At 70.8% G+C, this 24,806-nt stretch carries 22 protein-coding genes and 2 pseudogenes; 14 read left to right on the top strand and 10 right to left on the bottom strand.

Annotated features, from left to right (window positions below; translation table 11 throughout):
* Both ASC99_RS40575 and ASC99_RS37335 read left to right on the top strand, forming a co-directional pair.
* The coding region (locus ASC99_RS40575) for an FAD-dependent oxidoreductase (RefSeq protein ID WP_235583049.1) at window positions 1-877 on the top strand (877 nt) is incomplete at its 5' end.
* A 301-nt stretch (window positions 878-1,178) separates the two neighbouring features.
* Window positions 1,179-2,122: pseudogene (locus ASC99_RS37335) on the top strand (cation:proton antiporter).
* A 22-nt stretch (window positions 2,123-2,144) separates the two neighbouring features.
* Here ASC99_RS37335 and ASC99_RS17105 read toward each other — a convergent pair.
* Window positions 2,145-3,914 (bottom strand): regulator, encoded by a 1,770-nt coding sequence (locus ASC99_RS17105; RefSeq protein ID WP_235502540.1) that lies wholly within the window; start codon window positions 3,912-3,914, stop codon window positions 2,145-2,147.
* Window positions 3,915-4,212: 298 nt separating this feature from the next.
* Between ASC99_RS17105 and ASC99_RS17100 the strand changes: the two genes are divergently transcribed.
* The 7 genes from ASC99_RS17100 (at window position 4,213) to ASC99_RS17070 (ending at window position 11,559) form a co-directional block, all read left to right on the top strand.
* On the top strand, window positions 4,213-4,974 hold the full coding sequence (locus ASC99_RS17100) for a 3-hydroxybutyrate dehydrogenase (RefSeq protein ID WP_057232966.1): 762 nt from the start codon (window positions 4,213-4,215) through the stop codon (window positions 4,972-4,974).
* 52 nt (window positions 4,975-5,026) lie between these two features.
* Window positions 5,027-6,391 (top strand): MFS transporter, encoded by a 1,365-nt coding sequence (locus ASC99_RS17095; protein WP_057232965.1) that lies wholly within the window; start codon window positions 5,027-5,029, stop codon window positions 6,389-6,391.
* Between the two features lie 66 nt (window positions 6,392-6,457).
* Window positions 6,458-8,371, top strand: a complete 1,914-nt coding sequence (locus ASC99_RS17090) for a helix-turn-helix domain-containing protein (protein WP_369824203.1) — start codon at window positions 6,458-6,460, stop codon at window positions 8,369-8,371.
* Between the two features lie 250 nt (window positions 8,372-8,621).
* Complete coding sequence (lipB, locus tag ASC99_RS17085) at window positions 8,622-9,392, top strand: lipoyl(octanoyl) transferase LipB (protein WP_057233088.1); 771 nt, start codon at window positions 8,622-8,624, stop codon at window positions 9,390-9,392.
* Between the two features lie 122 nt (window positions 9,393-9,514).
* Window positions 9,515-10,468, top strand: coding sequence for a lipoyl synthase (locus ASC99_RS17080; protein ID WP_057232964.1), 954 nt, complete (start codon window positions 9,515-9,517; stop codon window positions 10,466-10,468).
* A 110-nt stretch (window positions 10,469-10,578) separates the two neighbouring features.
* Complete coding sequence (locus ASC99_RS17075) at window positions 10,579-10,785, top strand: hypothetical protein (RefSeq protein ID WP_057232963.1); 207 nt, start codon at window positions 10,579-10,581, stop codon at window positions 10,783-10,785.
* Window positions 10,786-10,869: 84 nt separating this feature from the next.
* Window positions 10,870-11,559, top strand: a complete 690-nt coding sequence (locus ASC99_RS17070; protein ID WP_057232962.1) for a DUF4191 domain-containing protein — start codon at window positions 10,870-10,872, stop codon at window positions 11,557-11,559.
* An 87-nt stretch (window positions 11,560-11,646) separates the two neighbouring features.
* Here the strand turns inward: ASC99_RS17070 and ASC99_RS17065 are convergent, their stop codons facing one another.
* Window positions 11,647-12,114, bottom strand: coding sequence for an RDD family protein (locus ASC99_RS17065; RefSeq protein ID WP_057232961.1), 468 nt, complete (start codon window positions 12,112-12,114; stop codon window positions 11,647-11,649).
* A 258-nt stretch (window positions 12,115-12,372) separates the two neighbouring features.
* Between ASC99_RS17065 and glnA the strand changes: the two genes are divergently transcribed.
* Window positions 12,373-13,785 (top strand): type I glutamate--ammonia ligase, encoded by a 1,413-nt coding sequence (gene glnA, locus ASC99_RS17060; protein WP_057232960.1) that lies wholly within the window; start codon window positions 12,373-12,375, stop codon window positions 13,783-13,785.
* A gap of 548 nt (window positions 13,786-14,333) precedes the next feature.
* Here the strand turns inward: glnA and ASC99_RS17055 are convergent.
* The 7 genes and pseudogenes from ASC99_RS17055 to ASC99_RS17025 all read right to left on the bottom strand — a co-directional run.
* Window positions 14,334-14,492: pseudogene (locus ASC99_RS17055) on the bottom strand (alpha-L-arabinofuranosidase); the annotation flags it as partial.
* A 94-nt stretch (window positions 14,493-14,586) separates the two neighbouring features.
* The gene (locus ASC99_RS17050; RefSeq protein ID WP_057232958.1) at window positions 14,587-15,600 is read right to left on the bottom strand and encodes an ABC transporter permease; all 1,014 of its coding nucleotides are present in this window, start codon (window positions 15,598-15,600) and stop codon (window positions 14,587-14,589) included.
* A complete protein-coding gene (locus tag ASC99_RS17045) occupies window positions 15,597-17,255 on the bottom strand; it encodes a sugar ABC transporter ATP-binding protein (protein ID WP_063857112.1) in 1,659 nt (552 codons plus the stop codon). Before ASC99_RS17045 ends, ASC99_RS17050 begins: the two co-directional genes overlap by 4 nt.
* Before the next feature lie 107 nt (window positions 17,256-17,362).
* Window positions 17,363-18,334, bottom strand: a complete 972-nt coding sequence (locus ASC99_RS17040) for a sugar ABC transporter substrate-binding protein (protein ID WP_082598399.1) — start codon at window positions 18,332-18,334, stop codon at window positions 17,363-17,365.
* Between the two features lie 93 nt (window positions 18,335-18,427).
* Window positions 18,428-18,829 (bottom strand): D-ribose pyranase, encoded by a 402-nt coding sequence (gene rbsD, locus ASC99_RS17035; protein WP_057232957.1) that lies wholly within the window; start codon window positions 18,827-18,829, stop codon window positions 18,428-18,430.
* Window positions 18,819-19,823, bottom strand: a complete 1,005-nt coding sequence (locus tag ASC99_RS17030) for a ribokinase (protein WP_057232956.1) — start codon at window positions 19,821-19,823, stop codon at window positions 18,819-18,821. The genes rbsD and ASC99_RS17030 overlap by 11 nt, the downstream gene beginning before the upstream one ends.
* Window positions 19,816-20,973 carry a LacI family DNA-binding transcriptional regulator gene (locus ASC99_RS17025; protein ID WP_063978435.1) on the bottom strand — a complete coding sequence of 386 codons (1,158 nt, stop codon included), beginning with the start codon at window positions 20,971-20,973 and terminating at the stop codon, window positions 19,816-19,818. Before ASC99_RS17025 ends, ASC99_RS17030 begins: the two co-directional genes overlap by 8 nt.
* A gap of 307 nt (window positions 20,974-21,280) precedes the next feature.
* Between ASC99_RS17025 and ASC99_RS17020 the strand changes: the two genes are divergently transcribed.
* From ASC99_RS17020 to ASC99_RS17005, 4 genes are all read left to right on the top strand, one after another.
* Entirely contained in the window at window positions 21,281-21,820 is a 540-nt protein-coding gene (locus ASC99_RS17020; RefSeq protein ID WP_057232955.1) for a winged helix-turn-helix domain-containing protein, read from the top strand.
* Window positions 21,787-22,116: a hypothetical protein gene (locus ASC99_RS17015; RefSeq protein WP_369824204.1), complete on the top strand. Its 330-nt coding sequence runs from the start codon at window positions 21,787-21,789 to the stop codon at window positions 22,114-22,116. Before ASC99_RS17020 ends, ASC99_RS17015 begins: the two co-directional genes overlap by 34 nt.
* Before the next feature lie 182 nt (window positions 22,117-22,298).
* Window positions 22,299-23,396 (top strand): IS110 family transposase, encoded by a 1,098-nt coding sequence (locus ASC99_RS17010; protein WP_082598398.1) that lies wholly within the window; start codon window positions 22,299-22,301, stop codon window positions 23,394-23,396.
* Window positions 23,393-23,680 (top strand): transposase, encoded by a 288-nt coding sequence (locus tag ASC99_RS17005; protein WP_235502541.1) that lies wholly within the window; start codon window positions 23,393-23,395, stop codon window positions 23,678-23,680. Before ASC99_RS17010 ends, ASC99_RS17005 begins: the two co-directional genes overlap by 4 nt.
* Window positions 23,681-23,683: 3 nt before the next feature.
* On the opposite strand, the gene ASC99_RS17000 is transcribed toward ASC99_RS17005, so the two are convergent.
* Complete coding sequence (locus ASC99_RS17000; RefSeq protein WP_057232954.1) at window positions 23,684-24,178, bottom strand: hypothetical protein; 495 nt, start codon at window positions 24,176-24,178, stop codon at window positions 23,684-23,686.
* Window positions 24,179-24,806 lie beyond the last annotated feature (628 nt).

Genomic DNA, 24,806 nt, shown 5'->3' with positions numbered 1-24,806 from the left:
CCGCCCGGAGACCACCACCGCGCGGTCGCTGACCGACCGCGGCCTCCCGCCGCGCACCGTGGACGGCCTGCTCCGCCCGCTGCTCGGCGCCCTGCTCAGCGACCCGGCGCTCGGCACCAGCAGCCGGGTCGCCGACCTGGTGCTGCGCTCGTACGCGCGCGGGCGGCTCTGTCTCCCGGCGGCCGGACTGGCCGCCGTACCAGCACAGTTGGCCGAGGGCCTGCCCGCCGGGACGCTCCGGCTCGGGGTCCGGGTCACCTCGGTCGCCGCCGACGGCGTGCAGACGGCCGCGCACGGCCGGGTCGCCGCCCGGGCCGTGGTCCTGGCCACCGACGCGCAGTCGGCCGCGCTGCTGCTCCCCGGGCTGCGGGTGCCGGACTTCCACCCCGTCACCACGTACTTCCACGCCGCCGACCGCTCACCGCTGGACGAGCCGGTGCTGCTGCTCGACGCCGACCGGCCGCAGGGCCGCCCGGCCCTCTCGCACTCGCTGGTCCTCAGCGACCTGCACCCCTCGTACGCGCCGCCGGGACGGGCGCTGGTCGCCACCACCGTGCTGGGTCGACGCAGGTTCGACCAGGGCGGCCCGGCCGGGTACGAGCCGGTGCTCCGCCGCCGCCTGGTGCACCTCTACGGCTCCGCCGCGGCGCACTGGGAGTTCCTGACGGTCCGGCACGTCCCGGACGCGGTACCGGCGATGCCGCCGCCGCACAACTTCCGCCGCCCGGTCCGGCTGCTGGCCGGCCTGTACGTCTGCGGCGACCACCGGGACACCAGCACCGTCCAGGGCGCCCTGGTCTCCGGCCGGCGGGCCGCCCAGGCCGTCCTGCGCGACCTCCGCGTCCCGGCGACGGCGACGGCGGCCGAGGCGGCGTAGCGCCTCCGGCGGGGCTCGGGGCTGCGCCGTAGGCAGGTGCTCAGCTTTTGGCAGGGCGCAAGGTTGCACTACCAAGGGACTCGGGGAACTGCGAGGAGATCTGGCGCCGGGGTCACCTGCGAAAGTGCCTGACCACCCCTGCACGGATCACCTTGCACGAGGTCGGCGTCGCAGTTCCCCGAGCCCCTGGGCAGTAGGCGGCTGATGCCTGGAGTGCAGGGCCTCCACGGCCTTGCCTCTGGGGTGCCGTCAATCGGCCGTGCCCGTATGCCGATATGACCCAGAGTCGGACATTTAGCTGATGTCGGCAGAAAGCGTCGACGCGATCGCGCTCGTGCTCATCCCGGCCTGCGCGGTGGCCGCACCGCTGCTCGCCGACCGCCTGCAACGCTGGTTGGCGGTCCCGACCGTGGTGTTCGAGATCGTGCTCGGCGTGCTGATCGGCCCGGACGTGCTCGGCTGGGCGGAGGTCGGCCACCTGGTCGACGCGCTCTCCGAGTTCGGCCCGATCATCGCGATCGCGGTGCTGCTCAGTGGCAACACCCCGGTCAAGTCGGCGGTCATCCTGGGTGCCTTCGCGTTGCTCACCGCGCTCGCCGTCAGCTACGCCCGGCGTCCCCGCCCGGACGTGGTGACCCGGCTGATCCGGCGCACCCTGCGGACCTCCGGCCAGTTCGCGATCCGGACCGTGATCCTGGTGCTGGCCGTGATGGTCAGCGCCGCGATCTGGCTCAGCCTGGACATGCTGCTGGGCGCCTTCACCGCCGGGATCATCTCCCGGCTGCTGCTGTCCGACGTGCCCGAGGCGGAGGAGGAGGTGATCGAGGCCAAGCTCGAAGGCATCGGCTTCGGCTTCCTGGTGCCGATCTTCTTCGTGGTCAGCGGTATGAACTCGACCTCGATGCGCTCCTCTCCGATCCCGGCACCCTGCTGCTCGTCCCGATCTTCCTGCTGCTGTTCGCCGCGCTGCGCGGAGTCCCGGCCGCACTGCTGGCGCCACCCGAACTGGGCGGCCGGGACCGGGTGGCGCTCGGCCTGTTCGGCGCCACCGCCCTGCCGCTGGTCGTGGTCATCACCACCATCGAGGTCGAGGCCGAGCACCTGCCGTCCTCCACCGCCGCAGCCCTGGTCGGCGCGGGCATGCTCTCCGTCCTGCTTTTCCCACTGCTCGCCCAGCGCCTGCGCGGCCAGTCCCAGCAGCCACCCGCGGAGGACCGCCACCGGGTCAGCGCGGAGAGCTGGTGACGGCCCCTCACCTGACTCGGCCTCAGATCACCCCCGACTGCCGGGCCGCTTCGTCGAAGGCGCGGGCGGACTGGTTGGCCCGGTAGGGGATCAGGCGGCGGTGGAAGTCGCGCAGGTACTCGACCGTGCGGGCGGAGCGCATCTCACCCGCCGCCCGGAGGGCCTCGGTGGCCAGGGTGCAGGCGTCGTCGATCTCGCCGAGGCCGAGGCGGGAGCCGGCCAGCACCAGGCGGCAGAGGATGCGGCTACGGGCGTAGGCCGGGGCCCGTAGTCGGAGCGACTTCTCGGCGTGCTGGGCGGCCGGGCGCCACTGCTGGAGGTCGCGGTAGCAGTGCGCGAACTCGTCGGCCAGCTGAGCCTCGTCGAAGTAGCGGGCCCAGGAGGGCAGTTCGTCGTTGGGTCGGGCGATGCCGAGGGCTCGCTCGCAGCGGACCAGAGCGGTGGTGCAGGAGCGTACGTCGCCGAGCAGGGCGTGGCCGCGGGCCTCGGCCGCGTGCATCAGGGACTGCACCGTGGGCGCGGCGGCCGCGCCGACGCCCTGCTGGGCGACCCGGGCCAGCTGGATCGCCTCCCGGCCGTGGCCGAGGTGGACGGCCTGCTGGCTCATCGTGGTGAGCACGTAGCCGCCGAGCACCCGGTCCCCCGCCGCCTGGGACAGCCGCAGGGCCTGGACGAAGTACCGCTGGGCCAGGCCGTGCGCGGCGATGTCGAAGGAGGTCCAGCCGGCCAGCCGGGTCAGGTCGGCGACCGCGCCGAACAGCGCCCGGCCGATCTGCTCGCCGTACCGGCCGCGCAGCATCGGCTCGGCCTCGCTCTCCAGGTACCTGACCAGCGCCTGGCGGGCGTGGCCGCCGCCGTAGGCGTGGTCCAGCGCGCGGAACAGGTCGCCGACGGCCCGGATCGCGGCGATGTCCCCCCGGCCGACCCGCAACGGCGGGCGCTGCTCCCGGGCCTCGGCGGCCTCCAGGGCGGACTGCGGCGTGGCGCCGCGGCTCTGGGTGGGCACCCGCAGCAGACCCGGCTGAGGGGCCCGTACGGCGCTCCGGGCGGCGGGCAGGCCAGGGCGGACTCCTGGCGGCTGCGGGCGCCCTGACGAGACGTCAGGGGCCCCTGCGGGCAGCCCGGGGACGGAGCCGTCCCGGGCGACCCGCTCGTCGGTGCGGCCGATCAGCCAGTCCCGGCTGGGCACCACCAGGCCGGCCGGGGTGAAGGCGATCCGGCGCAGCTCGGACTGCTGGCCGGTGTCCTTGTGCCACATGCTGGCGACGATGTCCACCGCCTCCTGCGGGCTCTCGGCGAACTCCAGGCCCGCGTACACCGGGGCGCAGGCCTCGAGACCGATGTCCAGCGCGGTCAGCCGCCGCCCGAGCCTGCGGGTGAACACCTCGGCGATCAGCGCGGGGGTGGCGCCCCGGGGCTGCTGGCCGCGCAGCCAGCGGGTCACCGAAGTCTTGTCGTAGCGCAGGTCGAGGCCGTGCTCCAGGCCGAGTTGGTCGACCCGGCGGGCCAGCCCGGCGTGCGAGAAGCCGGCCTCCTCGATCAGCGCGGCGAGCCGGGGGTTCAGGGTCTTGTCCAGGCCGGTCTGGCCGGACGGGCCCGCTGGCCCGGCTGAGCCCGCTGGGCCTGCCGCGCCTGACGGACCGGCAGCGGCCGCCACCTCGGCGACCTGCGGTGACACCTCGGGCGACCCGCCGGGTGTGGCCCCGGACGGCCCCTCGCGCGGATCGAGGTGCGGGTCGAGCGGGTCGAGCGGTCCGTACGCCGGGCTGTCGGTTGCAGGCCGTTGGGGCATATCAGTCACACCTCTCGAGCGCCTCACCAGTCCCCCCGGTGCATGGAGCGGCGCCCCCTGTCGGGAATCGGCGTGAATGTAGCGAGCATTTCGCCGCTATGGGTGGATCTGGGCGGGCAATCCTCCGAACGGGTGAAGCAATGGCGCCCGTTGTAGGGAAGGTGTCGCGGCGGGTGTTTGGCTGGACCAGGCTCTTCGGCCCGACCACCCGCATGGCACCGGTCGCCATGAACCCGCCCTGACCTGTGGCTGCCCGGCACATAGGAGTGAGCGCCGTCGGTTTCTACCGTTCTCGGCCATGGACACCACTTCAGCCCACTCGCTGGCCGGCCGTACGGCGCTGGTCACTGGGGCCGCCTCGGGGATCGGCCGGGCCTGTGCCGAGGCCTTCGCCGCAGCCGGCGCCCGGGTCTACATCGTCGACCTCGCGGCCGAGCCGGCCAAGGAACTCGCCGAGCGGATCGGCGGTGAGGCGATCGTCGCGGACCTCTCCGACCCGGCTGCGGTGGACGCGCTGCCGGACGACGCCGACATCGTCGTCAACAACGCGGGCCTCCAGCATGTCGCGCCGGTGCACGAGTTCCCGCCGGACCGGTTCGCGCTGATCCAGCGGGTGATGGTGGAGGCCCCGTTCCGGATCCTGCGCCGCACCCTGCCGCACATGTACGAGCAGGACTGGGGACGGGTCGTCAACATCTCGTCCGTGCACGGGCTGCGGGCCAGCGCCTTCAAGTCGGCGTACGTGACCGCCAAGCACGGCCTCGAGGGGCTGAGCAAGACCGTCGCGCTAGAAGGTGCCCCGTACGGCGTCACCAGCAACTGCATCAACCCCGCCTACGTGCGCACCGCCCTGGTGGAGAAGCAGATCGCCGCCCAGGCCCTGGCCCACGGCATCCGCGAGGACGAGGTGGTGGAGCAGATCATGCTCGACCGCACCGCCGTCAAGCGGCTGATCGAGCCCGACGAGGTGGCCCAGCTCGCCCTCTGGCTCTGCTCCCCGCACGCCTCCTACATCACGGGGGCCAGCCTGCCGGTCGACGGCGGCTGGACCGCACACTGACCTCCCCGACCTCCCCCCGCACCGCCCGCCCGCAACCAGACAGGTGACCCCCATGGCCAGTTCTCCCGACCCAGCGAGAACCCGAGGCGCATCGCTCCGCAAGGTGGTCGGCGCCAGCCTGATCGGCACCACCATCGAGTGGTACGACTACTTCTTGTACGGAACAGCCGCTGCGCTGGTCTTCAACAAGGTGTTCTTCCCCAACTCCGACCCGCTGACCGGCACCCTGCTGTCCTTCCTCACCTATGCGATCGGCTTCGCCGCCCGGCCGATCGGCGCGCTGGTCTTCGGGCACTTCGGCGACCGGATAGGCCGCAAGAAGCTGCTGGTGCTGAGCCTGCTGCTGATGGGTGGTTCGACCACCCTGATCGGCTGTCTGCCGACGTACCATCAGGCGGGCGTCGCGGCACCGCTGATGCTCACCGGGCTGCGGCTGGTGCAGGGCTTCGCGCTCGGCGGCGAGTGGGGCGGCGCGGTGCTGCTGGTCTCCGAGCACGGGGACGCCAAGCGGCGCGGCTTCTGGGCCTCCTGGCCGCAGGGCGGTGCGCCGGCCGGGAACCTGCTGGCCGCCGGTGTGCTCTCGCTGATGACGGCCGTCCAGTCCGACGCGGACTTCATCGCCTGGGGCTGGCGGGTGCCGTTCCTGCTGTCCGCGCTGCTGGTGATGGTCGGTCTGTGGATCCGGCTCGCGGTGGACGAGTCGCCGCTCTTCAAGCAGGCGCTGGCCGCCTCCGAGGCGCGCAAGGCGCAGGCGCCGGAGCAGCCGCCGCTGGTCGCGGTGCTGCGCCACCACTGGCGCGAGGTGCTGACCGCGATGGGCGCGCGGATGGCGGAGAACATCTCGTACTACGTGACGACCACCTTCGTGCTGGCCTACGCGGTCGGTCACGTCCACCTGCCGAAGCAGACCGCGCTGAACGCGGTGCTGATCGCCTCGGCGATCCAGTTCGCGTTGATCCCGCTGTTCGGGGCGCTCTCGGACCGGATCGGCCGCAAGCCGGTCTACCTGTTCGGCGCGGTCGGGGTCGGGATCTGGGCGTTCGTCTTCTTCGGGCTGGTGGACACCAAGAGCTTCGGCTCGATGCTGCTCGCGGTGACCATCGGACTCTTCTTCCACAGCGCGATGTACGCCCCGCAGGCGGCCTTCTTCTCCGAGATGTTCGCGACCAGGATGCGGTACTCGGGCGCCTCGATCGGCTCCCAGTTCGCCTCGGTGGCGGCCGGTGCCCCGGCCCCGCTGATCGCCACCGCGCTGCTCAAGGACTACGGCAGCTCGACCCCGATCGCGGTCTACGTGGCGATCGCCTCGGCGATCACCGTGCTCGCCGTGGTCTGCGCCCGGGAGACCCGGGGCCGCGATCTGGCCGAGATCGGCGAGGACGCACCGGCTCCGGCCGGGCAGCCCGTCGGCGTCTGACCCCTCCCGGAACGTCCGGTACCGGTTCGGCACCGGACGTTCCTCCACCCCCGCAGAACTGGCACGATGGCCCGCACCATGGACGACCCGCACCCCCACTCCAGCGCCGCCCCCGCCCTGCGGCGGCTGCTCGACCTGCTCGCCTCCGGCGCCGCCACCGAGGACTTCGCCGAGGTGCTCGCCGAGGCCCGGCGCCAGGGCGCGCCCGCGGCCGTGCTGGCCGAGATCGACGACGCCACCTGGCTGGCCCTGCGGGTACACCGGACGATGCGTCAGCACCGGCGCCGGGAGGCCGAGCTGACGGCGCTCTTCGACACCGCGGGAGACCTGGCCGCCTCCCGCGACCTGGACGCGGTGCTGCAGGCGATCGTCCGCCGGGCCCGGATGCTGCTGGGCACCGACACCGCATACCTGACCCTGCCGGACCAGGCCGCCGGGGACACCTACATGCGGGTCACCGACGGCTCGGTGTCGGTTCTGTTCCAGACCCTGCGGCTGAGCCTGGGCGACGGCCTCGGCGGCCTGGTGGCGCAGACCGCCCGGCCGTACGCCACGCCGGACTACCGGACCGACGAGCGGTTCCACCACACCGGCAAGATCGACGCCGGGGTGCTGGACGAGGGCCTGGTCGCGATCATCGGCGTCCCGCTGCTGCTCGGCGGCCAGGTGATCGGCGTGCTGTTCGCGGCCGACCGCTCGCCCCGGGCGTTCTCCCCCGACGAGGTCGCGCTGCTCTGCACCCTGGCCGCGCACGCCGCGATCGCCCTGGACACCGCCAAGGCGCTGGCCGACACCCGGGCCGCGCTGGCCGAACTGAACACCGCCAACGAGGTGATCCAGGCCCACTCCGCCGCCGTCCAGCGCGCCGAACGGGCCCACGACCGGCTCACCGACCTGGTGCTGCGCGGCGCCGAAGTCCCGGACGTGGCGGCCGCGGTGGCCGCACTGCTCGGTGGCGAGGTGGGCGTACGCGACGCCGAGGGGCTCGTACTGGCCGGGCGCACGCCGGGAGCTGACGGACTGTCGGATGCGGTCGCCGCCTCGCGCGCCGAGGGCCGCGCCGTCCGGGCCGGCGACAGCTGGGTCTGCGCGGTGCTGGCCGGGCAGGAGCCGCTGGGCAGCATCGTGCTGCACGACCGACCCGACCTGGACGACGCCGACCGCCGCCTGTTCGAACGGGCCGGAGTGGTCACCGCCCTGCTCCTGCTGCTGCGCCGCTCGGTCGCCGAGACCGAGAACCGGGTCCGCGGCGAACTGCTGGCCGACCTGCTCAGCTCCCCCGACCGCGACCCGGCCGGGCTGACCGCCCGGGGCCGCCGGCTCGGCGTCGACCTGGGTCGGCCGCACCTGGTGCTGGTCGCGATGGTCCCCACCGCAGAGCGGGCCCGGCTGGCGGGCGCGGCCTCCCGCTACCTGTTCGGCTCGCGCGGGATCAGCGCCGAGCACGGCGAGGCCGTCGTCCTGCTGCTGCCGGAGGACGGCGGCAGCACCCCCGGCGACGCGGCCGAACTGGCCGCCGACCGGCTGGCCCGGCTGGCCGGGGTGCCGGTCACGGTCGGCGCCGGCCGGGTCGCCACCGGGCCGGTGGCGCTCGCGGCGGCGTACACCGAAGGGCTGCGCTGCGTCCGGGCGTTGGGGGTGCTCGGCCGCGAAGGTGACGGTGCGTCGGCGGCCGACCTCGGCTTCCTCGGCGTGCTGCTCGGCGACGGTCACGACGTGGCCGCGTTCGTCGGCGCCACCCTCGGCCCGCTGCTCGACTACGACACCCGCCGGGGCACCGAGCTGGTCCGCACCCTGCGCGCCTACTTCGACTGCGGCGGCAGCCTGACCCGGGCCAAGGACGAGCTGCACGTCCACGTGAACACCGTGGTCCAGCGTCTCGACCGGGTGGAGATCCTGCTCGGCCACGACTGGAACCACCCGGAACGCTCACTGGAACTCCAGCTCGCGCTGCGGCTGCAACTCCTCGCCGACGGCTGACTGTGGGCAGGCGCTCGGCCGAGTACTACCCAGGGGCTCGGGGAACTGCGAGGAGATCTGGCGCTCGGGTCACATGCAAAAGTGCCTGACCAATTACGCACGGATCACCTGCTCCGAGGCCGGCGTCGCAGTTCCCCGAGCCCCTGACGGGGCCTCGCGGAGGCGCGAAGTGTGAGGCGTACAGTTGCCGGGTTGGTCTCGAACGCCATGGCAAGGAGCAGCGGTGAGCGAGCAGGTACGTTTCGTCCGGATGGGCATAGGCGAGCGGTCGGTGCCGTACGAGGAGGCCTGGGCGGAGCAGCAGCGGCTGCACGCGCTGCGGGTCGCGGACGAGATCCCGGACACCGTGCTGCTGCTGGAGCACCCGCCGGTCTACACGGCGGGCAAGCGGACCAACCCCGAGGACTTCCCGCTCGACGGCACCCCCGTGGTGCAGGTGAACCGGGGCGGCGAGATCACCTGGCACGGCCCCGGCCAGCTGGTCGGGTACCCGATCGTGAAGCTGCCGGACCCGATCGACGTGGTCGCGTACGTCCGTCGGCTGGAGGAGGCGCTGATCCGCGCCTGCGGCGAGTTCGGGGTGGGCACCACCCGGATCGAGGGCCGCAGTGGGGTCTGGGTGCTCGGTGCGGACATCCCCGGCGCCGTGCCGGACCCGTCCCAGGTCGTCGAGATCGGCAAACTCACCCTTCGGATGGGATTGCCGCTGGGGATCGACCCCCGGCTGGCCGGGCCCGAGTACGCGGCGTCCAACGCGGGCCAGCGCGGCGATGACCGCAAGCTGGCGGCAATCGGCGTGCGGGTGGCCCGCGGAGTGACGATGCACGGGTTCGCACTGAACTGCGACCCCGACATGACGTGGTTCGACCGGATCGTGCCCTGCGGCATCCGGGACGCCGGGGTCGGCTCGGTCAGCTCCGAGCTGGACCGTGACTTCGGGGTCGGCGAGGCCCTCCCGATCGTGGAACGCCACCTGCGCGAGGTGCTGGCCGAACTGCCGGAGCCCGCGCTGGCCCGCTGAGCGGGAATGCGCAGCGCCACCGGAGCGCTGTGCCCCCTGCGAATGCAGGGTGCAGGCCCGGTACAAGCCCTACAAGCACAGGCGTACCCTGGGGGTACCCCGTCTAGTTCTAGGAGTCGCACGTGTCCGCTGTCGCGCCCGACGGCAGGAAGCTCCTCCGCCTGGAGGTCCGCAACAGCGAGACCCCCATCGAGCGGAAGCCCGAGTGGATCAAGACCCGGGCCAAGATGGGCCCCGAGTACAACGCCCTCCAGTCCCTGGTGAAGAAGGAGGGGCTGCACACGGTCTGTCAGGAGGCCGGCTGCCCCAACATCTTCGAGTGCTGGGAGGACCGCGAGGCGACCTTCCTGATCGGCGGTGACCAGTGCACCCGCCGCTGCGACTTCTGCCAGATCGACACCGGCAAGCCCGCCGACTTCGACCGGGACGAGCCGCGCCGGGTGGCCGAGTCGATCGTCACGATGGACCTGAACTACGCCACGATCACCGGCGTCGCCCGTGACGACCTGCCGGACGGCGGGGCCTGGCTGTACGCCGAGACGGTCCGCCAGGTGCACGCGCTGACCGCCGACCGGGCGACCGGCCGGACGGGCGTCGAGCTGCTGATCCCGGACTTCAACGCGGTGCCCGAGCAGCTCGCCGAGGTCTTCTCGTCCCGCCCCGAGGTGCTGGCGCACAACGTCGAGACGGTGCCGCGGATCTTCAAGCGGATCCGCCCGGCGTTCCGCTACGAGCGCTCGCTGGACGTCATCACCCAGGCCCGCGCGGCCGGTCTGGTGACCAAGTCCAACCTGATCCTGGGCATGGGCGAGACCCGCGAGGAGGTCAGCCAGGCGCTGGCCGACCTGGTGGGCGCGGGCTGCGAGCTGATCACCATCACCCAGTACCTGCGGCCGTCGGTGCGGCACCACCCCGTCGAGCGCTGGGTGAAGCCGCACGAGTTCGTCGAGCTCCAGCAGGAGGCCGAGGAGCTGGGCTTCGCCGGCGTCATGTCGGGCCCGCTGGTCCGCTCCTCGTACCGGGCCGGGCGGCTGTACCGCCAGGCACTGGAGCACCGCGAGCGCGCAGGCGTCTGACGTACTTCGACCGGGGCCGGGGCGTGGAACACACGCTCCGGCCCCGGTCTTTCATCGGGCCTTGACCGGCGGGTCACCGTCCGGTAACACCCTGGGGTGATACTGACACCATGCCGAAGAAGACCGGAGTCCTCCCCTTCGCGATCATGGCCGTCGCTCTGCGGCGCACCGAACAGCTGCTCCTGACCGGCGGCCAGCAGCGCGCCCGCCGGAACGCCTGGTCGGCCGTCTGCGAGAACCGCCGCCATGCGGCCGACCGCTCCGAGGCCGCCGCGCTCCTCCCTGCCGAACGGGCCGGCGCGCTGCGGCACGCCTGATCTGTGACCTGCGTTGATGCCCCCGGGTTGCAGTTTGGGGGCGCCCTTGGATATCCCGTGCCCTCGCCACGTACCATGAGCGTTATGGCGAGGCAAAAATCGGATACCCCTGGGCGGCTCAGTCAGATCCGCCAGGCGTACACAATGACCAAGAAGGTCGACACCAAGATCGGCCTGATCATCGCGGCCGTCGGCCTCATCACCTTCGGCGTGTTCCTCGCCATCGGCTTTGTGATCGACCACCCGATCTACCTGGGTATTCTCGGCTTCATCGTGGGCTTCCTGGCCATGGCGATCGTCTTCGGGCGGCGCGCCGAGAAGGCGGCCTTCGGCCAGATGGAGGGTCAGCCGGGCGCCGTCGCGGCCGTGCTGAACAACATCCGCCGTGGCTGGAGTGCCAACTCGACCCCGGTCGCGGTCACCCGCAACCAGGACGCGGTCTACCGTGCGATCGGCCGTCCCGGCATCGCGCTGATCGGCGAGGGCAACCCGAACCGGGTCCGCAGCCTGCTGGCGGCCGAGAAGAAGAAGATGGCCCGCGTGGTCGGCGACGTCCCGGTGCACGACATCGTGGTGGGCAACGGCGAGGGCGAGGTGCCCCTGAAGAAGCTCCAGGTGCACCTGATGCGCCTGCCGCGGGCGATCACCCCGGGCCAGGTCACCGAGACCAACGACCGGCTGCGCGCCCTGGGCGACCTGCTCTCCAAGGCGCCGATCCCCAAGGGCCCGATGCCCAAGGGCGCCCGGATGCCCAAGGGCGGCCAGGCTCGCTGACCGCTCCCCCACCGACACACCACGGCCCCGCCGCGAGACTCTCGCGGCGGGGCCGTTCAACTTCTGCCGACCTGTGCTGACCTTCGGTCAGAACCGCACCTCGACGGTGCCGACCGCCTTGTCGTGCAGACCGCGGGTGTCCCGGTCCCAGACCACGGCCGGGACCACCAGGCAGAGCAGCAGGGTGCGCAGCAGCACCTGCGGGATGGACGCCCGGCCACCGTCCAGCCGGACCACCCGCAGCCCGAACAGCCGCTTGCCGACCGTGGTGCCGGTGGTGGCCATCAGCACCACCGTGACGACGTAGAACAGCGGCAGGGTCCACATGTTGGCGCTCGCCGCACTGCCCTGGGCGATCAGCCCGTACGCGACCAGGCTGCACAACCAGCTGTCGACGCACAGCGCGCCGATCCGCCGCCCGGGGCCGGCCAGTGCGCCGGGGCCCTCCTTGGGCAGGCCGAGGCGCTCGCCGCGGTAGCCGAAGTCGGCACCCATCCGCTCGGCGGCGGTCTTCGGGCCGTCGATCCACGATCCCAACGCTTCTCTGGTGTCCACGAATCCACACTATCCGGGCAGTGCGGGCGATCTTCGGGCCCCTCCCCCCGTACGGGTGATTCCGTCCCGACCGGCCTTCCGGAGTGGTCCAGACCACTTGTCGGACACCTCCTCGCCAGGGGTGGTGTTTTGCCCGGAACCGTATGCGTTTGCCGCCCGTCGGACCGGCGCGGTTAACATTCAGGAAACGGTGGAGTCACCAACCGGAAACGGCAGATTCCTAGGGTGAGCCACCACACCGCCCGCTGAGGAGGATGGATGTTCAACAACGCCGCCGAGGTCAAGCAGTACATCGCGGAGAACGACATCAAGTTCATCGACGTGAGGTTCTGCGACCTACCGGGCGTCATGCAGCACTTCTCAGTGCCTGCGGCGACCTTCGACCCGTCCGAGACGCTGATGTTCGACGGCTCGTCGATCCGTGGCTTCCAGGCCATCCACGAGTCCGACATGGCACTCGTCCCTGACCTGAGCACCGCCCGGCTCGACCCGTTCCGGAAGGAGAAGCACCTCAACATCAACTTCTTCATCCAGGACCCGATCACCGGCGAGGCCTACAGCCGGGACCCGCGCAACATCGCCAAGAAGGCCGAGGCCTACCTCGCCTCCTCCGGCATCGCCGACACCGCGTACTTCGGGCCCGAGGCCGAGTTCTACGTCTTCGACTCGGTCCGCTTCGAGACCAGCGCGAACGCCTCGTACTACCACATCGACTCCGAGGCCGGCGCCTGGAACTCCGGCTCCGCCGAGGGCGACGCCCGTGGCTACAAGGTCAAGTACAAGGGCGGCTACTTCCCGATCCCGCCGGTCGACCACTTCGCCGACCTGCGCGCCGAGATGTCCCTCGAACTCGCCGCCGCCGGCCTGGAGGTGGAGCGCCAGCACCACGAGGTGGGCACCGCCGGGCAGGCCGAGATCAACTACAAGTTCAACACCCTGCTGCACGCCGCCGACGACCTGATGCTGTTCAAGTACATCATCAAGAACGTGGCCTGGCGGAACGGCAAGACCGCCACCTTCATGCCGAAGCCGATCTTCGGCGACAACGGCTCGGGCATGCACGTCCACCAGTCGCTGTGGACCGCGGGCTCCCCGCTGTTCTACGACGAGCAGGGCTACGCGGGCCTCTCCGACACCGCCCGCTACTACATCGGCGGCCTGCTCAAGCACGCCCCCTCGCTGCTCGCCTTCACCAACCCCTCGGTGAACTCCTACCACCGCCTGGTCCCCGGCTTCGAGGCCCCGGTCAACCTGGTCTACTCGCAGCGCAACCGCTCCGCCGCGATCCGGATCCCGATCACCGGCTCCAACGCCAAGGCCAAGCGCATCGAGTTCCGCGCCCCCGACCCGTCCTCGAACCCCTACCTCGCCTTCGCCGCCATGCTGATGGCCGGCCTGGACGGCATCAAGAACAAGATCGAGCCGCTCGAGCCGGTCGACAAGGACCTCTACGAGCTCGGCCCGGACGAGCACGCCTCCGTCCCCCAGGTCCCCGCCTCCCTCGGCGCCGTCCTGGAGGCCCTGGAGGCCGACCACGAGTACCTCCTCGCGGGCGGCGTCTTCACCCCGGACCTGATCGAGACCTGGATCGACTTCAAGCGCACCAACGAGATCGCCCCGATCGCGCTCCGGCCGCACCCGCACGAGTTCGAGCTGTACTACGACCTGTAGGGGTACCTCTGACCTGCGGAAACGCAGTTTGATCTCTCATCGTTTCCGCAGGTCAGCACGGCTCTGACCTGCGGAAACGCGGTCCGGCCAACTCGCATCGAACACTCTAGGACTCGCGATGTGAAATGAGTGCACTGAGTTCGATCTCCGAGTGAGTTCTGTGTAGTGCCTGCTACGGACTCCCGGATACTGCGGCATACCCCGTCGACAACCAGTACTTCAGGACGCAGAACCCCAGGAATCAAACCCTGACTGGACCTGACGACCCGGTGCGTGATGTGGCGGGATGTGACTAGGGCCGAGTCGACCGCCGCTCGCAGGTGCTCACCGTCGGAGCAGAGACATGCTTCCCGCGTCCGCCCGCCAGGTACGGCGAGGGCGAGCGGACGGAGAGCGCCTAGGAGACCAGCGGATGGCCATGGGTGGGCAGGCGGCCGATGAGGTCGGCGGGGGTGGTTGCGGTTTCGCGGCCGGCGGTCACGGCATCTCCGTCAGGACGGTGTGGTCCTGCTCGACCGCCGGTGCCCTGGACCGCTCGACCTGGACCGTTCGCGCGGGCCGATCGAGTCCTCCCCGCGGAGGCCGGAGACGAAGTTGCCGCCCGGACAGCGGATCGTGGTGCTGCCGAGCTCCCGGACGAGTTCCACGACGTCCGTGCGGAACCCGTCCTCGTTCGCGCTCGGGTGCTCCGGCTCGTGGAACCCGGTCAGGTGCCAGGCCGGCAGCATCCGAGCTGTATGGATGGGAGTGGCGGCAGACGCAAGGATATTCGCACACGTGAGCGATATCCTGGAGGATGGTTCAGGCTTCGACGGGCAGACGGGCGGCCAGCCGGCCCCGGTAGTAGTCCACCACCACGGCGACCATGATGACCAGTCCGGTGATCATCTGTCGCTGGAAGTCGGAGACGCCCATCAGCAGCAGGCCGTTGGTGAGCACACCGAGCAGGCAGGCGCCGAGCAGGGTGCCGATCATCGAACCCTTGCCGCCGGAGAGCGAGGCCCCGCCGATCACCACCGCCGCGATGGCGCTGAGCTCGTAGCCGCTGCCCAGGATCGGGCTGGCGATGTTGAGCCGGGCCATGTACGTGACGGCGGCGATGCCGACGGTGAGACCGCTGATCACGAAGACGGCGACCTTGACGATCGAGGTGCGGTGGCCGGAGAGCCGGACCGCCTCCTCGTTGCTGCCGATGGCGAAGACCAGGCGACCGAACACGGTGCGGGTCAGCACCAGATGACCCACCGCGACCATCGCCAGCGCGATCCAGAAAAGGGTCGGGATGCCGAGCACGGTGGAGGTGCCGAACAGGCTGAACCCGGCCGGGAAGTCGTACACGGTCTTGGCGTTGGTGTACTGGAGGGCTGCGCCGCGCGCCACGTTGAGCATGCCCAGCGTGATGATGAACGACGGCACCCGCCAGCGCTCCGAGACGAAGCCGTTGACCAGCCCGCAGCCCATCCCGACCAGCGCCGAGACCAGCACCGCGAGCAGGATCGCGACCGGGGTGGAGAGACCGTGCGCGGTGAGCAACGGGCCGGCCACCACCGCCGACAGAGCCATCACCGAGCCGACCGACAGGTCGATGCCGCCGACCAGGATGACGAAGGTCATGCCGACCGCGAGCATGGTGTTGAGGGTGATCTCGGTGGCGATGTTGGTGAGGTTGTCCGAGGTGGCGAACTTCGGTGCGGCGACGGCGAAGACGACCACCAGGGCGAGCAGGGCGATCCCGATCCCCGCCTCCCCCATGACCTGGCGGGCGAGCAGAGCCGCGGAGCGGGGTTTGCGGGTGAGGGCGGCAGAGGTGGTCATCGGGTGTCACCGTTCGTTGAAGTGGCGTCGGCCGGCGTGCCGGTGGCGGATGCCTCAGCTGTCGGACGCTCGGCTGCCGACGCGTCAGCAGGGGATGCGTCAGCTGCGGGATCCGTGCTGGAGAGCGTCGCGGAGGCGGGGGCGGAAACGTAGCCGGAGTAGGCCAGGGTCAGGATGTGCGAGCTGTCGAACTCCTCGCGGGGCACCTCGCCGGCGATCCGGCCCCGGGAGAAGACCAGGATCCGGTCGCAGATGCCCATCAGTTCGGGCAGGTCGGAGGAGACGACCAGCAAGGCCTTTCCGGCCCGGGCCAGATCCACCAACTGCTGGTGGATCTCGTAGCGGGCGCCGACGTCGATGCCCCGGGTCGGCTCGTCCACCATCAGGACGTCGGTGTCGGCCAGCAGCCAGCGGCCGAGCACGACCTTCTGCTGGTTCCCGCCGGAGAGAGTGCGGACGGGGTGTCGGACGCCGGGGGTGCGGACGGCGAGGCTGTCCACCGCGTGCTGGGCCAGCCGGTTCTCCTCCGCCCGCCGGAGCAGGCCGCCCCAGGAGACCTTGTGGGTCGCGGTCAGGGTGACGTTGGCAGCCAGCGGCATGTCGAGCACCAGCCCCTGGCTCTTCCGGTCCTCGGTGAGCAGGCTGATGCCGTGCCGCACCGCGTCCCTGGGGGTCCGGAGCCGCGCCGGTACGCCCTTGACCAGGACCTTTCCGCCGACGGCCCGGTCCGCGCCGAACAGCGCCCGGACCGTCTCGGTCCGGCCGGAGCCGACCAGCCCCGCCACCCCGACCACCTCGCCGGCCCGGAGCGCGAAGCTGACGGGCTGTCCGTCCTGCGGCTGGAGCCCCTCCGCCCGCAGCAGCTCCGGACCGGGCTCACCGGGCAGGTACGGCGGGTACTCGTGCTGGAGATCCCGGCCCACCATCAGCCGGATCACCTCGGCGGTGTCGGTGTCGGCGAGGTCGCGGGTGGTGACGTATCGTCCGTTGCGGAAGACCGTCATCCGGTCGCCTATCTCGAACACCTCCTCCAGGTGGTGCGAGATGTAGAGCACGGCAGTACCGCGCGCGGTGATCCGGCGCAGCAGGGTGAACAGCCGCTCGGTCTCCCGGGGAGTCAGGGTCGCGGTGGGTTCGTCCATCACCAGGACCCGGCAGTCCTGCCAGAGCGTCCGGGCGATCTCCAGCAACTGCATCTGGGCGATGCCGAGCCGCTCGACTTTCGTCCGGGGGCTGATATCCAGGCCGACCTCGGCGAGCAGTTCGGCAGCGCGGCGGTTCAGCTCGCGGCGGTCGACCAGGCCGAACCGCCGCGGGAAGTTCTGCAGGAAGAGGTTCTCGGCGACGGTGAGGTTCGGCAGCAGGTTGAGCTCCTGGTGCACCACCTGGACGCCGGCCCGGATTGCGGCGGCCGTGTCGGCGGGCCGGTAGGGCTCGCCGCCGAGGGTCATGCCGCCGCCGTCCGGCTGCTGGATGCCGGCCAGGATCCGGACCAGGGTCGACTTGCCGGCACCGTTCTCGCCGAGCAGGGCGTGCACCTCGCCGGGGAGCAGTTCGAGCCGGACATCGTCGAGGGCCTGGACGCCGGGGAAGTGCTTGCTGATACCGACGGCAGCGAGCACCGGGGCCGGAGGGCTGGTGTCGGGTGTGTTCATGGGGTGGGCTCGCCTTCCGGCTGGGGGCGCGGGTCGGATGCGGATCGAGGGCGCGGATCGGGGCGCGGGCCCGTGGCGGGTGGGCCCGCCACAGGCCGGGGGCCAGGTCAGCCGAGGTCGGCCTTGGTGATCACCTTGACGTCGGTCTTCACCCAGGTGCTCACCTGCTGGCCGGCGATCTCGTTCATCGCCACGTCGATGCCGTCACCGGCCTGCTTGGCGGCGTACTGGTCCACGGTCGCCACCACGGTGCCGTCCTGGACGTACGGGTGGATGGCGTCGATATTGTCGAAGGAGGTGACCTTGATCTGCCCCTGCTTCTTGGCCGCCGCGATGGCCTTGATCGCGCCCAGCGCCATGCTGTCGTTGGAGGCCATCACGCCCTGCAGGTCGGGGTGAGCGGTGATCAGGTTGGTGGTGATGGTGTAGGCCTGGTCGGTCTCCCAGTTCGCGGACTTGGAGTCGAGCACCTGAAGGCCGCCAGCCGTGGCGGCGGCCTCGAAACCGGCCTTGCGCTGCTGGGCGTTGGCCGCGCCCGAGACGCCTTCGAGGATGATCACCTTGCCGCCGGCGCCGAGCGCCTTGGCCAGCACCTCACCGGACTTCTGGGCGCCGGCGGTGTTGTCCGGGCCGACGAAGGGGACGTCGAGGCCGGCGGACTTGAGCGCGGCGTCGTCCAGCTTGACGTCGATGTTGACCAGCTTCATCCCGGCCTTGGAGGCGCGCTGCAGCGGGGCGACCAGGGCGCGGGAGTCGGCGGGAGCGAGCACCAGGGCGGCGGCCTTGTCGGTGATGCACTTGTTGATGGCGGCGATCTGGCCGTCGATGTCGGTCTCGTTCTGGATGCCGGTCGCGTTGAGGGTCAGGTCTCCGCGCTGTCCGGCGTGCTCAACGGCTCCCTTCTGCATGGCCTGGAAGTACTCGTTGCCGAGCGACTTCATCACCAGGCAGACCGTGGGCTTGCCGCCCTTCGCGGTCGTGCTGGTCGACTTGGAGCTGTCGCCCTCCTGTCCGCAGGCGGTGAGGGTGGTGACCAGGACGAGAGCGGTGCAGGCGGTCAGGGCGAGCTTGGCGTTCATGAGGGTGCGGCCTTTCGGGTGGGGGGCGGGGTGTGGTGGCACGAAGGTGGAGCAGGCGCGGTGGGGGGATGTCGCGCGATATGTGACGCTTCGTCAGAACGGGACGCCGGCCCGGAGGACGACGTTGGCGTAGGGAGTGGCCTCGCCGGTTCGGACAATGACGCGGGCGGAGCGGGTGAGCTCCTTGAAGCGCTCGTGCGGGAGCCGGCCGACCGCGCCGGTGAGGCCGTGCTGCTCGAACCGGCTGTCAAGACCGGCCAGCAGGACCGGGTCGGTCAGCTCCTCGGCCAAGTCGGCGTGCTCGACCACGAGTTCGTCGAGGACCGCCGCCAACACCGGCAGGAACGGCGGATCGCCGCGCTGCCAGACCAGATCGATGCACTCCACGCCCGGCGGCACCGGGAGTCCCGGGTCGGCGACCACCAGCAGGTCGCCGTGGCCGAGCGAGCTGATCAGCTGGAGCAGCCGGGGGTGCCAGAGGCCGTCAGTGCGCATGCCGCACCTCGGTCCGCTGGACCGACCCGGCGGCTGCGGCGTCGGCCGGCTCGGCCGCCGCCAGCAGGGCGTCCACCTCGGCCCGGGTGGGCAGCGAGTGCTGCGCGCCGGCCCGGGTGGCGGCGAGCGCGCCGGCCGCGCAGGCCCGCCGGACGGTCTCGGCGAGCGGGCGGCCCACGCCCAGCGCGATCGAGAGCTGGGCGCAGAACGCGTCGCCTGCGCCGACGGTGTCCACGGCGGCGACCGGGAAGCCAGGCTGGCGGAGCCGTCCCTCCGGACCGGCGGCGACCGCGCCGGCCGCGCCGAGGGTCACCACCACGGTGGCCGGGCCGAGTTCGCGCAGCCGTTCGGCGTGGACCGTCCAGTCCTGCTCACCCTGGAGCGCGTCGGCGGCGAGGCCGAGAAGTCCGGCGGCCTCGGTCTCGTTGACCACCAGCACGTCCACCTGGCGCAGCAGTTCAGTGAGCACCGGCCCGGGGTCGGGTCGGGGGGCGGCGTTCAGCACCGTCAGTGCTCCGGCGGTGCGGGCGGCGCGGGCGGCGGCCAGGACGGTCGGCAGCGGCACCTCCAGCTGGAGCAGGACGGTGTCGGCCGGTCCGGCGAGCGGACCGTCCGTCAGCGACTCCAGCACGGGGACGTCGAGATGGCGGTTGGCGCCGGGCGAGAGGGTGATCGTGTTCTCGCCGTCCTGCTGGACCACGATCAGGGCCAGTCCGGAGGCCACGCCGGGCAGGTCGGCGACCGCCTGGTCGTCGACGCCCTCCCCCGCGAGGCAGCGGCGCAGCTCGGCGCCGAACGCGTCGTCACCGAGCAGTCCGACCATCCGGACCATGGCCCCGAGGCGGGCGGCGGCGACCGCCTGGTTGGCTCCCTTGCCGCCGGGGCCTCGGACCACATCGGCCCCCAGCACCGTCTCGCCTGGTTCGGGCAGCCGGGGGACAGTGATTGACAGGTCCATATTGAGGCTGCCGACGACGACCAGTCGTTCAGTCATTGCTCTGTGCTCCGTGGTTCTGTTGGTCAGGGGTGGGGCCGGGAAAGGCCCGGGTGGCGGCGCTCCCGGCGGCCGTCGGCGGGTCGGTGTGTTCCCCGCCCGCCGGGTCCGGGCAGCCGCAGGACCCCCGGGCCAGCAGGGTCACCGGCAGGATGTCCCGGGTGATCGGCAGGTCCGGGGCCTTCATCCGGTCGAGCAGCCGGGCGATCGCGGTCCGGCCGAGGTCCTCGACCGGCTGGCGCATGGTGGACAGTGCCGGGGTGGTGTAGGCGCCGCCCGCGATGCCGTCGAAGGAGACCAGCGCCAGGTCCTCCGGCACTCGGATGCCCAGTTCGGTGGCGGCTCGCAGGACGCCGGCGGCCTGCTCGTCGGAGGTGACGAAAAGGGCGTCCACCGAGCGGTCCCGGGAGAGCAGCGCGCGGCCGGAGCGGTAGCCGTCCAGCCGGCCGAAGGAGCCGTGCAGCAGCGGTGCGGCGTCCGGGCAGGCCTCCCAGCCCGTCCGGCCGCCCGATCCGGAGCCGGCCTTGAATCCGGCCTGCTCCAGCGCCCGCCTCCAGCCGACGACCCGGTCGACGGTGGGGTGGATGCCGAGCGGGCCTGCGATGCAGCCGACCCGGCGGCGGCCGTGCGCCAGCAGGTGCTCGGTGGCGTGCTGGGCGCCGAGCGCGTTGTCGACCAGCACCTGCGAGATGCCGGCCCCGTCCAGGGCCCGGTCGAAGACCAGGCTCGGGACGCCGCTGCGGGCCAGCTCGGTCCGCCAGGGCTGATCCCCTTGAGCGGGGATCAGCACCAGACCGTCGACCTGACGGTCCAGGAAGGTCCGGATGTACCCGGCCTCGCGGTCGGGGTCGTCCACCGTGTTGCCGACCAGCAGGGTGTAGCCGGCCGCCCAGGCGTGGTCCTCCAGGGCCCGGGCCAGCTCCGCGAAGAATGGGTTGGCCGCGTCCGGGACGACCAGTCCCAGGGTCATGGTGTGACTGAGGCGCAGCGAGCGGGCCACCGCGTTGGGCCGGTAGCCGAGCTCCCGCACGGCGGCCAGGACCCGCTCCCGGGTCGCTGGGGCGACGGTCCTGGGCCCGTTGTTGAGCACGTAGCTGACGACCGAGGGCGAGGTGCCCGCGAGTAGTGCCACGTCCTGCCGTGTTGCCATGGTGGAACTCCCGGAGCGCGGTCATGAGGAAAGCTGCCCCAACACGAATTGGCAACTCGTGTTGACTGCGAGCTCGGGAAGTATGAGAAGCAACCGGCGCAACTGCAAGAGCCTGGCCGAAACCGTTATCGGGGGGTGCCCCATGTGCTTGGTCAAGCTCGTGGGTCAGGACGGCGACATGATGAACCGCCCTGGGTTCGGTAGAGATCTCAGAGGACGCTATGTCTGTTTCTGGTACTGAACTTGATTGGGTGATGTCGGAGCTGTTCGCCTGACAGCGGCGGGGCCGTTCCGGTAGCCCTGGGGTGTGAGATACGCGCAGGGCGGCGGGTTGACCGACGCTGGGAGGGCCGCTCGCGAGCAGGTGCGGCTGCAGGCCGTGGAACGCTTCGAGGCCGGGGAGAAGAACCGGGAGATCGCTGCCGCGTTGCGGGTCAGCGAGCGGTCGGTGGAGCGGTGGCGCCGGCAGTGGCGCGAGCGCGGCGATGCCGGGGTCCTGTCGAAGGGCTCGCCGGGGCGGCCTCGGCTCAGCGATGCTCAGATCACCAGGTTGGAGCGGGAGTTGGAGCGCGGCCCGCTGGCACATGGGTGGGCGGACCAGCGGTGGACGCTGGCCCGGGTGAAGACGATGATCGGTCGGCTGTTCCACGTCTCGTACACGGTGGAGGGCACGTGGCGGTTGTTGCGGCGGAACGGCTGGTCGTGGCAGCAGCCGGCCCGACGCGCGATCGAGCGTGACGACGATGCGGTGGAGCTGTGGAAGCGGGAGGTGTGGCCGCGGGTAAGACCACCGCGGCGGCGAACGGAGCCTGGGTGGTCTTCGAGGACGAAGCCGGCCAGTCGATGACGCCGCCGCGCGCCAGGACCTGGGGTCGCAGGGGCAGTACCCCCGTAGTTCGCGTGCGCGGACGGGGCTCGGGCCGGGTGTCGATGGCAGGCATGACCTGCTACAAGGCTGGCGAGCGATCCCGTCTGATCTACGCGATCCGCGAGTACCGAGGCCGCAAGGACGAACCGAAGGGCTTCGGCTGGAAGGACTACCGAGACCTCGTCATCCGTGCGCATACCCAGCTCGGCGGACCGATCGTGCTCGTGTGGGACAACTGTGAGCATCATGGTGTGCCGCTGGGACCGGACGCTTGACCCGTGGGACAACTGGCCGCAGGTGCCTTGTGCAGGATCTGTCGGCGTCCGGCCCCGGCGGTGCCTGCTGTCGCCGGCCCGGTGGGCGTGTCCCGATAGGGGCTTTGCTGCACAAGGCACCATCACAGTTCTGACCGCTCAGCGGACCGGCGTCGGCCACCAGCCCCAGTCCGAGGAGCCTTGTGACCGTCACCAGCTTGCCCCAGCCCACACTCACCGCGCAGCACGTTCCGACGCCGGCCGAGGATGTGATCCTGGGGGTCGACACCCACAAGGACATCCACGTCGCCGCCGTGATCACCACCCTGGGAGCCTCTCTCGCGCATCAGGAGTTCCCGACCACGGCCGTCGGCTATCGCCAACTGATCTCCTGGGCACGGTCGTTCGGCGTCATTCGGCGCGCCGGCGTCGAGTGCACCGGCTCCTACGGAGTCGCACTGACCCGAGCCCTGCACCGAGAGGACATCGAGGTCGTCGAGGTCAACCAGCCCGACCGCGCCACCCGGCTCAAGCGCGGCAAGACCGACGCCATCGATGCGGACGCGGCAGCACGAGCCGTCCTGTCGGGACGCGCCACCACCATGCCGAAGACCGCGGACGGCCCCGCAGCCGACATGCGCGTCCTACGGCTGGCGAAGGAATCGGCCGTCAAGGCGCGCACCCAGGCGATGAACCAGCTCAAGGCCGTCCTCCTGGTCCTTGACCCCGATCTGCGCGAACAGCTCAGTGGCATGACCAACCCGGCCCTGATCGCGACCTGCGCGGCACTCGACGGCGATCACAGTGAGGCGGCCTTCACGATGCGCCTGCTCGCCTGCCGGGTCCAGAACCTTGCCCAAGAGGTCAAAGAGCTGACCAAACGCACCACCAAGGCCGTCAAGGCCAGTCGGCCGCAGCTGCTGGAGCTGCTGGAGCTGGTGGGCGTCGGGCCCGACAGTGCCGCGGTCCTCCTCATCGCCGCAGGCGACAACCCCGACAGGCTCACAGATGAGGCATCGTTCGCTGCCCTGTGCGGCGTCAGCCCGGTCGAGCAGTCCTCCGGCAAGACCCAGCGACGGCGCCTGAACCGCGGCGGCCACCGACAGGCCAACGCCGCGCTGTACCGCATCGTCCAGTCCCGCATTCGCTGGGACGAACGCACCCAGGCGTACCTGCAACGACGCACCGCCGAGGGCATGTCCAGACGCGAGATTATCCGCTGCCTTAAACGCTACGTTGCTCGAGAGCTCTACCGGCACATCCGGCCCTCGGCGACCACAATGACGGTGCCTGCTGCTTGACGAACCATAGGGGCATCCTGCGCATGCACCTGGTCGCGCCACTGAGAGAGTTCTTCGAGGCCAACGCCGCCTGGCTCGCGGTGTTCCAACTCCCGACTTACGCACCCGACCTCACCCCACAGGAGGGCATCTGGTCCCTGGTCAAACGCGACATCGGCAACCTCGCTGCCGCCGACCTTGGCCAGGTCACCCGCGCCGTGAAGCGCAAGCTCAAGATGCTGCAGTACCGGCCGGAGGTGATCGACGGCTGCCTGGCGGGCACCGGCCTGAGCCTGCTGACGTGATCGTCAGAAGGTCCCGAAGAAGCGATGCCACCAGCTGGGCCGCTGAACGTGCCAGGGCAGCCGACTCGGCCCGTCGTAGTCGAGCTCCAGCAGTTCCTCGGCGACCACCGTATAGCCGAGCTCGACCAATGCTCGATTGACCTTGGCAAGGTCAGCGCCGTCGAGCTCGCCCTCAGCCTGGGCCTCCTCTGTCCCGAGGAAGGCACCCGGGTTGTCCGCACAGACCAGAGCCAGCGAGCCGAGTTTGCTCACGCAGACGACGATCCGGGTTCCGCACTTGGTTGCGTCCCCGGGCACGACCACACGTCCGTACTCGCTGGAGTCCTGGGTGTCCTGCTCAGCCATGCAGTGAGCTTCGAAGTCACCTTCGAGCCGGGTCACCAGACCGCCGAGCAGGGCTGAGGTCTCGCCACGGTTGTAGTGCTGCGGCCACTCCAGCCATTCCGGATCATCGAGCTTGCGCAGCAACGCCAACAGATCCGCATCACTCTCAGTCATGCCCTCATCTTGACGCCACAGCCGTACACGGAGCGGCTCGGGGTACCACCACGCTCACCGTTCCCCGACAACGCCCATTCAAGTTCAGTAGCTCCGTGGTGCGTCCCCCGCGCGTCCACCGGACTGTCGACGTAGCTCCTGCGAGACCAGCCGTCAAAGCAGCGGCCAGGCAGCTACCGGTTTGGGGGCAATACTCCGTAGGACGTGGGCTTGGATACCCTTTCTGCCATACTTTGCCGCGAGTAGTTTCCACATCAGCATTGGCTGTTCCGAATGGACAGTTACGGGCTCGTACTTCCTCCAGCCTCATGCCGACAGTTGACAACTTGCGTCGGTCGTCTATCAAACCCAAATGTGCGCCGCGCATGATAAGAGCCTGAATAGAAACCTCCCTTCCTACTTCCAGCTACCCTCCGTATCCTGCTCCGGCAACTGCCTCGGTGAGGAATTCGGACTCGTCCAAGCCCTGAACGACAAGCCGGTCGGCCGTGGCCGACTGTGGGAAAGGTGCCGTGCCAAGTTGATGCATTCACTCAGACCGCGTTTGAGATCTGAGATGACTGGGCCTGGGGTCTGCCCGGGCAAGAACGGCCCGCAGACTACAGTGCGTTGCACGAGTTCAAGATCG

This window comes from Kitasatospora sp. Root107 (assembly GCF_001424875.1).
Taxonomy (GTDB): Bacteria; Actinomycetota; Actinomycetes; order Streptomycetales; family Streptomycetaceae; genus Kitasatospora.
The sequence above is the reverse complement of the archived record's forward strand: the minus strand, read 5'-3'. Positions and strand labels throughout refer to the sequence as shown.

Excerpts from the sequence above, each read along its gene's own strand:
- ASC99_RS17025 (WP_063978435.1), bottom strand. The coding sequence starts at position 20,973 with ATGGCAACACGGCAGGACGTGGCACTACTCGCGGGCACCTCGCCCTCG.
- ASC99_RS17095 (WP_057232965.1), top strand. The coding sequence starts at position 5,027 with ATGGCCAGTTCTCCCGACCCAGCGAGAACCCGAGGCGCATCGCTCCGC.
- ASC99_RS17090 (WP_369824203.1), top strand. The coding sequence starts at position 6,458 with ATGGCCCGCACCATGGACGACCCGCACCCCCACTCCAGCGCCGCCCCC.
- ASC99_RS17045 (WP_063857112.1), bottom strand. The coding sequence starts at position 17,255 with ATGAACACACCCGACACCAGCCCTCCGGCCCCGGTGCTCGCTGCCGTC.
- ASC99_RS17040 (WP_082598399.1), bottom strand. The coding sequence starts at position 18,334 with ATGAACGCCAAGCTCGCCCTGACCGCCTGCACCGCTCTCGTCCTGGTC.
- ASC99_RS17075 (WP_057232963.1), top strand. The coding sequence starts at position 10,579 with ATGCCGAAGAAGACCGGAGTCCTCCCCTTCGCGATCATGGCCGTCGCT.
- ASC99_RS17100 (WP_057232966.1), top strand. The coding sequence starts at position 4,213 with ATGGACACCACTTCAGCCCACTCGCTGGCCGGCCGTACGGCGCTGGTC.
- glnA (WP_057232960.1), top strand. The coding sequence starts at position 12,373 with ATGTTCAACAACGCCGCCGAGGTCAAGCAGTACATCGCGGAGAACGAC.
- rbsD (WP_057232957.1), bottom strand. The coding sequence starts at position 18,829 with ATGCGCACTGACGGCCTCTGGCACCCCCGGCTGCTCCAGCTGATCAGC.
- ASC99_RS17000 (WP_057232954.1), bottom strand. The coding sequence starts at position 24,178 with ATGACTGAGAGTGATGCGGATCTGTTGGCGTTGCTGCGCAAGCTCGAT.
- ASC99_RS17105 (WP_235502540.1), bottom strand. The coding sequence starts at position 3,914 with ATGCCCCAACGGCCTGCAACCGACAGCCCGGCGTACGGACCGCTCGAC.
- lipB (WP_057233088.1), top strand. The coding sequence starts at position 8,622 with ATGGGCATAGGCGAGCGGTCGGTGCCGTACGAGGAGGCCTGGGCGGAG.
- ASC99_RS17050 (WP_057232958.1), bottom strand. The coding sequence starts at position 15,600 with ATGACCACCTCTGCCGCCCTCACCCGCAAACCCCGCTCCGCGGCTCTG.
- ASC99_RS17030 (WP_057232956.1), bottom strand. The coding sequence starts at position 19,823 with ATGACTGAACGACTGGTCGTCGTCGGCAGCCTCAATATGGACCTGTCA.
- ASC99_RS17070 (WP_057232962.1), top strand. The coding sequence starts at position 10,870 with ATGGCGAGGCAAAAATCGGATACCCCTGGGCGGCTCAGTCAGATCCGC.